This window comes from Muricauda sp. SCSIO 64092 (assembly GCF_023016285.1).
In the GTDB taxonomy this organism is placed as follows: domain Bacteria; phylum Bacteroidota; class Bacteroidia; order Flavobacteriales; family Flavobacteriaceae; genus Croceivirga.
The window spans coordinates 2,423,883-2,436,509 of record NZ_CP095413.1 but is presented as its reverse complement, the minus strand read 5'-3'; the positions used below and the strand labels follow the sequence as shown (position 1 = coordinate 2,436,509).

Annotated in this window: 11 protein-coding genes; 3 read left to right on the top strand and 8 right to left on the bottom strand. The window is 43.2% G+C overall.

Features of this window, described 5'->3' with window-relative positions:
* Positions 1 to 32 precede the first annotated feature (32 nt).
* Entirely contained in the window at positions 33 to 1,139 is a 1,107-nt protein-coding gene (locus L0P88_RS10180) for a TolB family protein (RefSeq protein WP_247134477.1), read from the top strand.
* Here L0P88_RS10180 and L0P88_RS10175 read toward each other — a convergent pair.
* Positions 1,117 to 3,555 carry an outer membrane beta-barrel family protein gene (locus L0P88_RS10175; protein WP_247134476.1) on the bottom strand — a complete coding sequence of 813 codons (2,439 nt, stop codon included), beginning with the start codon at positions 3,553 to 3,555 and terminating at the stop codon, positions 1,117 to 1,119. The genes L0P88_RS10180 and L0P88_RS10175 overlap by 23 nt on opposite strands.
* Before the next feature lie 119 nt (positions 3,556 to 3,674).
* Between L0P88_RS10175 and lepA the strand changes: the two genes are divergently transcribed.
* Positions 3,675 to 5,471, top strand: a complete 1,797-nt coding sequence (lepA, locus tag L0P88_RS10170) for a translation elongation factor 4 (protein WP_247134475.1) — start codon at positions 3,675 to 3,677, stop codon at positions 5,469 to 5,471.
* A 26-nt stretch (positions 5,472 to 5,497) separates the two neighbouring features.
* Here lepA and L0P88_RS10165 read toward each other — a convergent pair whose 3' ends face one another.
* From L0P88_RS10165 to L0P88_RS10145, 5 genes are all read right to left on the bottom strand, one after another.
* Positions 5,498 to 6,019, bottom strand: a complete 522-nt coding sequence (locus L0P88_RS10165; protein WP_247134474.1) for an ORF6N domain-containing protein — start codon at positions 6,017 to 6,019, stop codon at positions 5,498 to 5,500.
* Positions 6,020 to 6,491: 472 nt separating this feature from the next.
* Positions 6,492 to 6,734 carry a hypothetical protein gene (locus L0P88_RS10160; protein ID WP_247134473.1) on the bottom strand — a complete coding sequence of 81 codons (243 nt, stop codon included), beginning with the start codon at positions 6,732 to 6,734 and terminating at the stop codon, positions 6,492 to 6,494.
* Positions 6,735 to 6,809: 75 nt separating this feature from the next.
* On the bottom strand, positions 6,810 to 7,013 hold the full coding sequence (locus L0P88_RS10155) for an ORF6N domain-containing protein (protein WP_247134472.1): 204 nt from the start codon (positions 7,011 to 7,013) through the stop codon (positions 6,810 to 6,812).
* A gap of 314 nt (positions 7,014 to 7,327) precedes the next feature.
* Positions 7,328 to 8,035, bottom strand: a complete 708-nt coding sequence (locus L0P88_RS10150; protein WP_247134471.1) for a LytR/AlgR family response regulator transcription factor — start codon at positions 8,033 to 8,035, stop codon at positions 7,328 to 7,330.
* Positions 8,032 to 9,057, bottom strand: coding sequence for a sensor histidine kinase (locus tag L0P88_RS10145; RefSeq protein WP_247134470.1), 1,026 nt, complete (start codon positions 9,055 to 9,057; stop codon positions 8,032 to 8,034). The genes L0P88_RS10150 and L0P88_RS10145 overlap by 4 nt, the downstream gene beginning before the upstream one ends.
* 228 nt (positions 9,058 to 9,285) lie before the next feature.
* Between L0P88_RS10145 and L0P88_RS10140 the strand changes: the two genes are divergently transcribed.
* Complete coding sequence (locus tag L0P88_RS10140) at positions 9,286 to 10,398, top strand: NAD-dependent epimerase/dehydratase family protein (protein WP_247134469.1); 1,113 nt, start codon at positions 9,286 to 9,288, stop codon at positions 10,396 to 10,398.
* Positions 10,399 to 10,512: 114 nt separating this feature from the next.
* Here the strand turns inward: L0P88_RS10140 and L0P88_RS10135 are convergent, their stop codons facing one another.
* Positions 10,513 to 11,901, bottom strand: coding sequence for a S8 family serine peptidase (locus L0P88_RS10135; protein ID WP_247134468.1), 1,389 nt, complete (start codon positions 11,899 to 11,901; stop codon positions 10,513 to 10,515).
* A gap of 355 nt (positions 11,902 to 12,256) precedes the next feature.
* A complete protein-coding gene (locus L0P88_RS10130; RefSeq protein WP_247134467.1) occupies positions 12,257 to 12,547 on the bottom strand; it encodes a hypothetical protein in 291 nt (96 codons plus the stop codon).
* Positions 12,548 to 12,627 lie beyond the last annotated feature (80 nt).

Genomic DNA, 12,627 nt, shown 5'->3' with positions numbered 1-12,627 from the left:
GATGCTGTATTTTAGTACAAAATTACGCATCTATGTACAGAATTCCCTTGTTCCTTCTACTCATCACTGTACTATTTTCCTGTAAGCAAGTGGATAAAAAGAAAGCACCACCAATAGCTTCAGAGACGATGGAAACGGACAGTATTCCTTTGGTGTACCCGGAAGAGAAGCACTTTAAAAGTCTACGGCAAGTCACTTTTGGAGGCGATAATGCCGAAGCCTATTGGAGTTTTGACAACCGTATGCTGGTGTTCCAATCCAATTATGGGCAATGGGACGTGGGCTGCGATCAGATATTTACAATGGAACGCACCCAGGTATTTGATTCCTTAAGGCCTCCCATGGTGAGTACCGGGATGGGACGTACCACCTGTTCGTATTTTATGCCGGACAACAAACATATTTTATACGCATCGACCCATTTGGTCGATGCCGAATGTCCTGAGGTTCCCTTGCGAAAAAATGGCAAGTACGTATGGCCGGTCTATGATTCCTTCGACATTTTTGTGGCCGATTTGGAAGGTACCATCGTAAAACAATTGACCCATGAGCCGGGATATGATGCCGAGGCCACAGTTTCACCAAAGGGGGACAAAATTGTATTTACTTCGGACCGAAGTGGCGATTTGGAACTCTATACCATGGATTTGGATGGTTCCAATGTAAAACAGATTACGGATGCATTGGGATACGATGGCGGGGCGTTCTTTTCACCGGACGGTACCCAGTTGATCTTTAGGGCTTCCCGACCAAAAACGGAAGCCGAAGTGAAAGCATATAAAGAATTATTGGCCCAGGGTTTGGTACAGCCTACGGAAATGGAGCTTTTTATCTGTAATGCGGATGGCAGTGATTTACGGCAACTGACCTTTTTGGGCAATGCCAATTGGTGTCCTTTCTTTCATCCATCGGGGGAAAAGATTTTGTTTTCCAGCAATTTTGAAGCGGAACGTGGATTTCCCTTCAACCTGTATTTGATCGGTACCGATGGAAAGAATTTAGAGCGGGTCACCCATGGGGAAACCTTTGACGCTTTCCCTGTTTTTTCCAATAACGGGAAGTACCTGGCCTTTTCCAGTAACCGCAATAATGGGGGAACACGGGACACGAATTTGTTTATTGCTGAGTGGAAGGATTAGATGATCTTCCAAGCCTTTCGCGCTCATCCTTTTCAATTTCACGCCTATTTTGCTCGAGTCTAAAATTGCCGAAGTTGTAGGTAAATCCTATACGCACAAACTGGGTTTCGGGAACCAGCAGGAAAGCGTTGTCCTGATTTAAATATCTTGAGGTATAGGTAGGGTTGGCAAGGCCCAGCAAATCCTCCGCGGCAACGGAAACCGCAGCTCTATTGTCCCAAAGGTTTTTTCGTAGGCCAAGGGTGAGATTGGTGCTGGGCGATTGGACATAGGACCCAAAAAGATATCGGGAAAAGTGGCTGAATGTGACTTCTCCGGTCCAGGTCCCATCCTGGGAAAGGGTCAAATAATTCGCTAGATAAATGTAAAACCCATCAATGGAATTGGTGAATTCCACATTACCGCTTTCGATGGCCAAAAAAGTTTCCTCCTCATAAAATACTGACGTATACGCGTACAGAAACCAGGGGTCAACAATGCTTTTGCTAAGGGTAAAATCCAGCCCATAGGAGATGCTCCCGATGACATTTTGTTTGAACTCCCGAAGTGTTAGCGCGTCATTGTCCTGAAATACCAGGGCACTGATGTAATTCCCGTTGTCCCGATAGTAAAAATCAAAGAAGTATTCGCTATTGAAGGTGTAGTTCAAGTTGAAATTATTGTAAAAATTAGGTTGCAGGCGCTGGTTTCCTTCCTTAAAGTCGTTCTCATTATAGAAATACCGAAATGGATTCAGGTCATTGTATCGGGGGCGTTCCACCTTCCTGCCGTAATCAAAGGAAAAGCTGTGCTTTTCATTGGGGGAATAGAGCACATAAACGGAAGGGAAGGGTTCAAAGAAATCCTGGGTGTTGGTTTCATTTAAGGTTTCCGATACGCCGGAGGCATCCGTCAGCTCTCCTCGAACTCCCAATTTAACGGACCATTTCTCCCAGTTCTGCACATAACTTACATATGCGGCATATACCTTTTCGTCATATAAAAAAATATCCGATAGCGCAGGATTAACGGTTTCACTGGTTTCGTCAAAATCGGAAAAATCGATACGGCTTTCAGAATCCACTACGGAAATCTTGGTCCCCGCTTCCAATGAAGCGGTACCAATTGGGGTTTGATAATCCATTTGTCCCGTAAAAATCTGGATGTTCTGATCTGCAGTTGTCCGAAAACCAAAATCCCGCAAAAAAGCCCCTGTATCGTCAAAGTAATTCGAATTGATCTGCTGTTGGTAATTGTCCTCGTAATGGGTGTAATGTCCATTTACCGTTAGCCTGGCCCCCGGTTTTTTCAGTTTCCTCACATAGGAAAGGTCGAATGCGATATTGTTCTCCTCCTCAAAACCAATATTATTGGTGGTAAAGGTGGAATCCAGTTGGTTTTGCGCATTCCTGATTTCCGAAGAAAGGTCACGTCTCCATTCCTGGTTTGGGGCAAGCAACACATTGGAGGTGAGCGTTAGGCTGTTTTTCGCATCGATCTCATAGTCCAAATTCAGGTTAATGCTATGGCTTTGTATCTCCTTGACCTCATTTTCCTCGTTCCGCCATCGGGAAAAAACGGAGTTGGTCTGATCTATAAAATTGAGTTCCTTCTCCAAATCCGCATTGTTTTTCTTGTCGCTATAATTGTAATTCGCAAAAAGATTAAGCTTATCGGTCTTGAAATAATGGCTGGTTCCTATATTGTACTTTGGAAAAATCGCCTGGGTAACGCTACCATCAATACTTCCCTTATATCCAGGGGCCACGTTTTTGTTCGTGATAATATTGATTACCGCGCCATCCTCGGCATCAAAATTGGCCGGAGGGTTGGCATACATTTCCACCGCCTGCACTATAGTACCCGTAAGGCCTTCAAAAAAGTCCTTGACCTCATCCGGGGATAACTGTACCCTTCGGCCGTTGAGATAGACGTTTGCCGTTTTCCCCCTGATGTTCAGTTGATCCCGGTTCACAATAAGTCCCGGGGTATTCCTTAGGATATCCCAGGTATTCCCCTGGGAAACCACCGTATTTTCCACCTGGAATACCACGCGATCTGCCAAACGTTTTACGGTGGGTCTTCTGGCCGTGACCACGACCTCATCCAAACGTTCGGATTCCAGGGGTATGACAAGCGCCCCCAGTTTTACATTGGACGCAATGTCCAGGGCCAGGGGCTTGGATCCCCTTCCCACATAACTTGCCTGTAGCAGATATAGATTCGGTGCCACTTCCTTTAAACTAAAAAAACCGTTCTCATCCGCGGAAGTCCCCTTTACAAAAGTGGAGTCTGCCGAATTGAGCAATAGAATATTGGCAAAGGGAATGACTTCGTTGGTACTATTGATGACCTTTCCAGAAATCTCAAAAGTTTGCGATATGGAAATTCCGACAACGGAAAAAACCGTTATCAGGGTAAGCCACAAGGTTCTCATCTAGCGTTTGGGTTGAATGCCAAAGCTAAGAAATAATCCAAAAGTGGGTGTTGAATCGTTGGCCCGCATGATAAAAGGCCGTTAAATAAACTATCTTTGCGGCCAAAATTGCTCCCTAAATGAAGCATATTAGAAACTTCTGTATCATTGCCCATATCGATCATGGTAAGAGTACCCTGGCCGATCGGTTGTTGGATTTTACCGGGTCGGTTACCGAGCGTGAAAGGCAGGACCAACTATTGGACAATATGGATCTGGAAAGGGAACGGGGCATCACCATAAAAAGTCATGCCATCCAAATGGAATATGTGTACCAGGGGGAGAACTATGTCCTTAATCTTATCGACACTCCGGGCCATGTGGATTTTTCATACGAAGTATCACGTTCCATTGCCGCCTGTGAAGGGGCCTTATTGGTCGTTGATGCCGCCCAAAGTATTCAGGCACAGACCATTTCCAATTTATATTTGGCATTGGAAAACGATCTGGAAATCATTCCCGTCCTCAATAAAGTGGATTTGCCCAGCGCCAATCCGGATGAGGTCACCGATGATATTGTAGATCTATTGGGATGTTCCCCCGATGAGGTCATTCCAGCAAGTGCCAAAACCGGTATTGGTATCGAAGACATATTGGCGGCCATTATTGAGCGCGTCCCCGCTCCGGAAGGTGACCCAAATGCACCACTGCAGGCTTTGGTGTTTGATTCCGTCTATAACCCGTTTCGAGGAGTCGAAACCTATTTCAGGATCCTGAACGGCGAATTGAGAAAAGGGCAAAAAATCAAGTTCATGGCTACGGGAAAGGACTATTCCGCCGATGAAATAGGGACCTTAAAACTCACCCAAGAGCCAAAAGCGAGGATATCGACCGGGGATGTGGGCTATTTGATTACGGGAATCAAGGATGCACGGGAGGTGAAGGTTGGGGATACCATTACCTTGACCGAGAATCCTTCCAAAGCGGCCATTGCCGGATTTGAAGATGTGAAGCCCATGGTTTTTGCCGGAATTTATCCCGTGGATACCGAAGACTTTGAGGAGCTACGTTCCTCCATGGAAAAACTACAACTGAACGATGCTTCCCTGGTCTTTACCGCAGAAAGCAGTGCGGCATTGGGCTTTGGCTTCCGTTGTGGATTTTTGGGGATGCTGCATATGGAAATCATCCAGGAACGCTTAGAACGTGAGTTTGATATGACGGTCATTACCACGGTTCCCAACGTAAGCTACCATGCGTATACCAAGAAGAATCCGGAGGAAATCGTGATTGTGAACAATCCTTCGGACCTGCCCGATCCCTCTACCCTAGATCGTGTGGAGGAGCCTTATATTAAAGCCACCATCATTACCAAGTCGGATTTTGTGGGCAATGTCATGTCCCTTTGTATTGATAAAAGGGGACAGATTACCAATCAGACCTATTTGACCACGGAACGGGTGGAACTCACCTTTGATATGCCTTTGGCGGAAATTGTATTCGACTTTTACGACCGATTGAAAACCGTTTCCAAAGGCTATGCCTCTTTTGATTATACGCCCATAGGGTTACGCACCTCCAAACTGGTCCGTGTGGATATCCTTCTCAACGCGCAGCCCGTGGATGCCCTTTCTGCTTTGGTGCACTTTGACAATGCCCACACCATTGGCAAAAAAATGTGCGAAAAGTTAAAGGAACTCATTCCAAGACAACAATTTGATATTCCCATCCAAGCGGCCATTGGATCCAAAATTATCTCCCGGGAAACCATTAAGGCGTTGCGAAAAGATGTCACCGCCAAATGTTATGGGGGTGATATTTCGCGAAAGCGAAAGTTATTGGAAAAACAAAAGAAAGGAAAGAAACGGATGCGGCAGGTAGGAAATGTGGAAATTCCACAACAGGCGTTTATGGCCGTACTTAAGCTAAACGATTGATCGGGGAAAAAGAAAGGCCCCTGGGATTACTTTTTATACCCTATTTTGTTCCTTGGTTTGGGATTTTCCTTCCTCTCGACCAGTTCATCCAGATAGCTAAAGACAAGTTCGATGTTTTTGCTCTGGTTGTTCAGCTTCTTTTTGATTTTCTCGATTTCAAGGCGCAGGTTCAGGTTATCGGTGAGCATTTCCCGTATCTTGGTAAATATCCGCATGACCTGGATGTTGACGGCGATGGCCCTTTTGCTGTTCAACACACTTGATAGCATGAGTACGCCATGTTCCGTGAAGGCATATGGTGGATTTCTCCTTCCTCCCCAACTTGTGGTCGCATTTTGCGACTTCAAGGCTGTCCATTCAATTTCTGTCAATTGGAACATAAAATCATTGGGGAACCTCGCTTGGTTCCTTTTGACCTGTTGGTTCAGCACCCGTGTTTCAACACCATAAAGTTCTGCTAGATCACTGTCCAGCATTACTTTTAAATCTCTGATGAAGTAGATTTTGCTGATTACAACTTCTTCTGGTATGGTCAGTTTTTCGCTCATGTTTTAATTGATTTTCAAAGATTGCTTCTTGACATCACAATTTGTGATATCAAGTTTTGTACATTTATTTGTGTCATGGATTTCTGGGGTTTTATAGGTGTCATTTCTTCGCTTCTAGGGATATTTTCTTTCTTTAAAAACGATACTTCCCTTTTTGAAAAAATCCTAATCGGAGTATGCGAGCTCCAAATAAAAAAAATCTGATTGTACAGATTTCTGTAATAAGTTCGCATCTGATGCGAAGTAGCTTAGTCCTATTGTTATCAAAGCTTTTAAAAAAATCATACCACAGCAGTACAACCCTGTCCGCCTTTGGCCGGTAACGCGGAGCGGGTTTATCGTTATGCTTCAAAATAGGTAAAACTTGTCTGGGAGCCGGGGTAAATTGCATAAGCGGATTGATTGGACGATAAGTGGAAAATCCATTTTGAGAACGCGATGCGCTGATTACGCACCAGCGGGGGCCCAAGGATTACTTCTTATACCCTATTTTGTTCCTTGGTTTGGGATTTTCCTTCCTCTCAATCAGCTCGTCCAGATAGCTAAAGACGAGTTCGATGTTCTTGGTCTGGTCGGCCAGCTTCTTCTTTATCCCTTCGATTTCAAGGCGCAGGTTCAGGTTGTCGGTGAGCATTTCCCGTATCTTGGTGAACACCCTAATGATCTGGATGTTGACCCGTATGGCCGTTGGACTGTTGAGTACGCTGGATAACATTGACACTCCCTGTTCCGTAAAGGCCATCGGCGCATACCGTATGCCGCCCCAACTTGAGGTGCCAATTTGGCTCCTTCAACTTTGGAACTCCTCTTTATCAAGTTCAAACATAAAATCTTCGGGGAATCGATCGATGTTCCTTCGGACCTGTCTTTTGAGTTGTTTGGTCTCCACTTGGTAAAGTTCCGCCAAATCCCTGTCCATCATGACCTTTTGACCCCTGATGACGTAAATTTTACTGGTTATTGTTTCTTCTGTTATGGTTAGTTTGTCGTTCACTCGATTGGGATAAAACTGTAAAATTAGGTTGAAACTTGGAGGTCCCACGCTGCTGCCATTTTGGAACGCGATGCGCTTCGTTAATCGCGCACTAGTGGAGGTACTACCGCAGGAGTACACCCCTGTCAGCCTTTGGTCGATACTGCGGAGCGGGTTTATAGTTATGCTCCAAAATAGGTAAAACTTGTCCGGGAGCCGGGGCAAATTGCACAAGCGGATTGATTGGACGATAAACGGTCCGGGGCTACTTTGATCAACAAACCTGATAAAGTGGCAATGGCATCATTGATCCAACATCTTCAACGACACATCCGTCACAGCGTTCTTTTTGTTAGCCAGTCCATTAAGGGTTTTTTATACGTTCTCCCTATTGGAATACAATCTCCATTGATCCAAAGGGAATCCGAATCATATCTATCAATACGGTTCAGGGAAACAAAATAAGACCTATGGACCCTCATAAAACCATCCCTGGAAAATCGGTTCCCGTAGTAGCTCAAATTCCCCCTTACACTTATTTTATGATCCTTAAGTTGTATGGTGCAATAGTTTTTGTCGCCGTGCAAATAGCAAATGTCATCTTCATATATTTTTACGTACATACTTCCTTCCTTTAAGAAGAAATACCTGTTTTCCGCAACTTGGTTTGTAGGCGCAGAAACCCTACGAATAGGAGGCGATTCCATGGATTTGCCAACCGCGTTAAGAAATCGGTCATAGGGAATGGGTTTCAATAAATAATCCACCACAGAATGCTCAAGAGCTTCCAAGGCATATTCTTTATAGGCCGTTGTAATTATAATCTTGGGGGGGTATTTCAAGATTTTAATGAATTGCAGCCCGTTGACCCTCGGCATTTGTATGTCCAAAAAAATAAGGTCAACCGATTGTGTTTGTACATAGTAAAGCGCTTCAAAGGCATTTTCAAAGGACCTTACCAGGGTAAGTCCATCGGTGCTTTTGATATGTCTTGTTAAAACATCAATTGCAAGGGGTTCATCATCAATAATTACACATTTCATGGTTTTACGATAGGGATTTTCAACATAATATGGTAACAATCATGCGACATTTTTTTTGTCAGATGAAATCGCTCCTGAAAATTATATTTTAATCGTTGCTCAACATTTTGAATACCGATTCCATGCATACCGCTTTCTTCCTGATGATAGGGAACCATGGAATTCTTCAAGTCCATCTCCAGCATAGTATTGGACAAATTGATTTTACATTTTATCCAACATTTTTTGTAGTCTTTTGAAATACCGTGTTTAAATGAATTTTCAATAAAGGGCAAGAGGAGCAATGGCGGAATTTTTTTATTGGTCGTTGCCCCGGTAATGGACCAACTTAATTTCAACTTTGTACCATATCTCACCTGTTCAAGGGCAATATAGTTTTTAATACATTCCAAATCATCATCAACATTGACCACTGGACTTCTTGCCTCATAAATTATATAACGCAACAAATCCGACAGCTTGATCACCATCTCTGCAGCGCTATTGGGATTATTCAATATTTGGGCGTACAGTCCATTTAATGTATTGAAAAGAAAATGGGGATGTAGTTGGGATTTCAGCAGTTGCAGTTCATTCTGGATATTCGATTTTTCCTGACTTAACCGATTTCGTTCCTGTTGTTCCCGATCCTTCAATAATTTGATGACGACGGCTAAGGAGGACACAATGATCAAATCGAGGAATGGGGAGACCAACTTCGCCAGATCATCAGGTACCAGTGCATTCTCAATTTCCGGGAAGTATAATGGATATACCGTTTTTAGAACGAACATCCGTAAGAGGAAAACACCTATGAGGAGTATTAGGCCAAATTGTATGGCCGCTTGAACGTACTTTTTTTTCAGTAAGAAGTTGGGCAGGATAAAATATAGGGTTACGTAAACGCTAATAAGTTTCGCAGGCAGCGAAGCCAGTTCATAAACGATATGAAGCCCCAAATTTGGTTCCTGTACATAGTAGATGGCCACAGTGAAACTAACATATAAAAGCCAGAATAGAAGATGACCTGAAATTTTGTACACGACTTGAAATATAGCATCCAATCTACACTTAAAACGATAAAATTGGCGATGAAAGGTACGAAACGCCATAAAACAGGTACAAGCCACATCAAATTAGGGACAAATTAAATAGATGCATTTTTTCAAGGCGTCCGTGATTCCTAGGCCCATGTTGAAACCGCTGCTCCAAAAACCATTTACAGAAATGATACATTGGAAGAAGAAAAGGGTACTAAAATTCAATATGGGATGAAAAATAAAAGAAGGGAATTTATCAGGAATTTGGGAATCTCTGGAATCGCGGCACTTTCGTCTACCATGGTTTTTTCGAGATTCAAATCCATGTCCAGCCTTAGGGTCCTGGTTTTGGGGGGAACTAATTTTTTGGGTCCAGCCATAGTGAAATCGCTTCTCAGGGGAGGACACCAGGTAACCCTATTTAACCGGGGTATTACCAATCCCCATTTATTTCCGCATTTGAAAAAAATAAAGGGCGACCGTGAAAAAGGTATTTCGGGATATTCCAATTTAGGCAACTTGGAGGAAGATTGGGATGTGGTCATCGATGTTTGGCCACAAAATCCGCAACTTGTTAGGGATGCGGTCCATATTCTTAAAAAGCGAACCACACACTATGTTTTCATATCAAGCATTGCCGTATATGCCAATTATGTGAAAATTGGAATGGATGAATCTTCCCCAAGAAGAAAAGGGACCCACTATGAGCCTGGCAATTATAATCTTAACAAAGTACTGTGCGAAAAGGTGGTGGAGGAAGAATTCCCCGATAACTTTACCATATTAAGGCCCGGTGCCATTGTTGGGGATCGGGATTCCGGGCCCTTTGGAACCTATGTCCTAAATCGCATAATGAACCGCACTGAAATTCTAGCCCCGAATGCCAACGATCCGGTCCAATTCATTGATGCCAAAGATATTGGACGTTTTGTCAATACTTGTGTAGCGCACAGTAAAACGGGGTACTTCAATCTGGTTGGCCCTGCAACTGAAATGGGCTATAAAGAGATGCTCGTTAGCGCTAAGGAAACGCTAAAAAGTCCAGTAAATATCCTATGGATGGATGCCGGGTTTTTGATAACTGAAATGAAACTTGAACCCTTTATGCAAATACCCTTTTGGATACCTGTAGCATCCGATCCCGAACCTGGATTCCATCAGATCAGTAATGAAAACGCTATAAAGGCCGGCCTAACATTTACGGACTACCGGGAAACGGTTAAAACAAGTTACGATTCCTTTAAGGAAAAGAGGTTCATTCTTGAAGAAGGAAGCGAATTGGTTTTTGGAATCAGCGAGAAAAGGGAGCATGAAATCATAGAAAAATGGAAGGGAAAGTCATAAACTATTTCTAAATCAAATTACTGAAGGCACTACAAGAGGGGGAATAAACGAAGATGAAAAAAAGAAAAAAGGCTGCCTTTTCAGACAGCCCTTTACTTTGGGCATCATCAATTATTATTGACCATGTGTAGCTATGGGATCATCATTTCCGTCTACATCATATCTATAAAGTGAATACGTATAAATATTAGTGGGAGAATAGGCTCCCGTCCACCAATAACCCCCTAGTTCAGGGTAGTAGGCTACTTCCCAATACGCTCCGGATGGGACCCCATCAGCAACCACATTTCCCAACAGCAATATACCTGCAACATGAGGAGTGGCCATGGACGTACCACTATAGTATTCATAATTGTCATCTGGAGTCGTAGACAGGACATCACTGCCAGGAGCAGCATAATCCACAGGAGAACCATAGTTGGAGAACCGGGACCAATAATCTCCATCGGCAATTGAAGAAACGGTATAAACATTACTATGGTTTACACGTGCTGGGCTTTGATTTGAACAATCATCATAGTCATTACCTGCAGCCACGGCCACTTTTACACCTGAATTGGCCAATCTTCTGGTAGCCCTATCCCATGCCCTTACATTTGTAAATCCTAAACTTAAGTTAGCTACATCACCGGCTGAGGCATTTGCAGTAACATAATCAATTCCGCTTGTTATCCAACCAAAAGAACTTGCTCCACCATCTTTATCCAATACTTTCACGGCAACAACACTGGCGCCGGCAGCAACACCCACGACCCCTATGCCATTATCTTTGGCAGCAATGGTACCGGCACAGTGGGTCCCATGCCCCCCTAAGTCATTTGCACCACTTTCCGTAGTGACATAAGTTACACTTCTTGAAGTATCCACATTTAAATCCTGGTGATCCAAATCAATACCCGTATCTATTACCCAAACAGCATTGGTATTACTGGAAGCATCTATGGCACCTCCAACCCTGGTTATACCCCAAGGTGTACTTTGGGTCAACGTGGCTGTATTGGCGGTAGCTGTTGAAACTGTATAGTCAATTAGGTTCGTAGCTTCATAATCTTGTTCTACAAAATCCACTCTTGGATCATTTTCAAGTAGGGCTGCCTCCTGATCTGTCAGTCCTTTTGCCATAAATCCATTTAAAGCAAAACTAAATGCCTTTGTAATTTTTGTGTTATCTATTCCAAAATCAAATATTTCAGGGTCTTTTAAGGTTTGCAAAACCAGATCGGATACTCCTTTATAAGCTGCCTTTTGATCTCCTTTTGCCAGCTTGGATAAGCTATTTATCTTTCCTTTTAAAGTGTTGACCGTTTCAAAAGTTCCATCCTTAAGTGTAACCATGTATTGACCTGGAATTGGAATGGCCGTTTTTTCTTGTTGATTAGGATTGACCAAATTTGCATCAGTAGGTATTTCTGAATTAAGGGGGACAATTTCTTCGTTCCCATCTCTGGAACAAGAAACCATAGTGAAACAAATAACCATTGTTGTTAAAAAAAATTTTCTCATAAAAAAATAAGTGTTAAACGTTAATAAAAAGTTAAAAGGTATAAACATAGGAATATTCTTACAAATTATTTAAAGTGTCACACCGATGTAACAGGTTTAGGAAATCTAAGCTGTCAATTTGCAAAGGGAATTTTATACGTTTGGGAAATCCTCTGGTTTTACGCTACCAATGTCGGCGTAGTATTGGTAGGGATAGTGCTTGATAGGTTCATGTTCTTATCATTGGACAGCAACTTTTACGGAACAGGGTTTATTGAAGTCGGTTGGGAAATACTAAGGGATTTTGTCAACATCATTTTTGTTTTTTTCATTTTTCAATTTCTCAATTATTTTGCGGAACCTCCTGTCCATACATTCACTTAAGTCCGTTGTCATCAATTTTCCGTCTGAAAATTGTTGCAGGGATTGGTGTATTTTGGGCTTCTTCCATAGTCTTACGTTTAATACCCTTAAGGGTAGGTTTCCCTTTTCCGCAGTCGCTACTAGCTGCGAAGTCGCTTGACTGCTTTGCCTTGGTATCAAAACTTTTGAAACCGTTATATCGCAGCCGTACAACCCTGTCCACCTTTGGCCGATACCGCGGGGCGGGTTTATCGTTATGCTCCAAAATAGGTAAAACTTGTCCGGGAGCCGGGGCAAATTGCATAAGCGGATGGATTGGACGATAAGTGGAAAATCATTTTGGAACGCGATGCGCTTCGTTATTGCGCACCAGGGGAGAAATGC

Bases quoted from the DNA above. Each gene is read 5' to 3' on its own strand.
- L0P88_RS10160 (WP_247134473.1), bottom strand. From the start codon at position 6,734: ATGTTATCCAGCGTACTCAACAGTCCAACGGCCATACGGGTCAACATC.
- L0P88_RS10140 (WP_247134469.1), top strand. From the start codon at position 9,286: ATGAAAAATAAAAGAAGGGAATTTATCAGGAATTTGGGAATCTCTGGA.
- L0P88_RS10180 (WP_247134477.1), top strand. From the start codon at position 33: ATGTACAGAATTCCCTTGTTCCTTCTACTCATCACTGTACTATTTTCC.
- lepA (WP_247134475.1), top strand. From the start codon at position 3,675: ATGAAGCATATTAGAAACTTCTGTATCATTGCCCATATCGATCATGGT.
- L0P88_RS10135 (WP_247134468.1), bottom strand. From the start codon at position 11,901: ATGAGAAAATTTTTTTTAACAACAATGGTTATTTGTTTCACTATGGTT.
- L0P88_RS10165 (WP_247134474.1), bottom strand. From the start codon at position 6,019: ATGAGCGAAAAACTGACCATACCAGAAGAAGTTGTAATCAGCAAAATC.
- L0P88_RS10150 (WP_247134471.1), bottom strand. From the start codon at position 8,035: ATGAAATGTGTAATTATTGATGATGAACCCCTTGCAATTGATGTTTTA.
- L0P88_RS10175 (WP_247134476.1), bottom strand. From the start codon at position 3,555: ATGAGAACCTTGTGGCTTACCCTGATAACGGTTTTTTCCGTTGTCGGA.
- L0P88_RS10130 (WP_247134467.1), bottom strand. From the start codon at position 12,547: ATGCAATTTGCCCCGGCTCCCGGACAAGTTTTACCTATTTTGGAGCAT.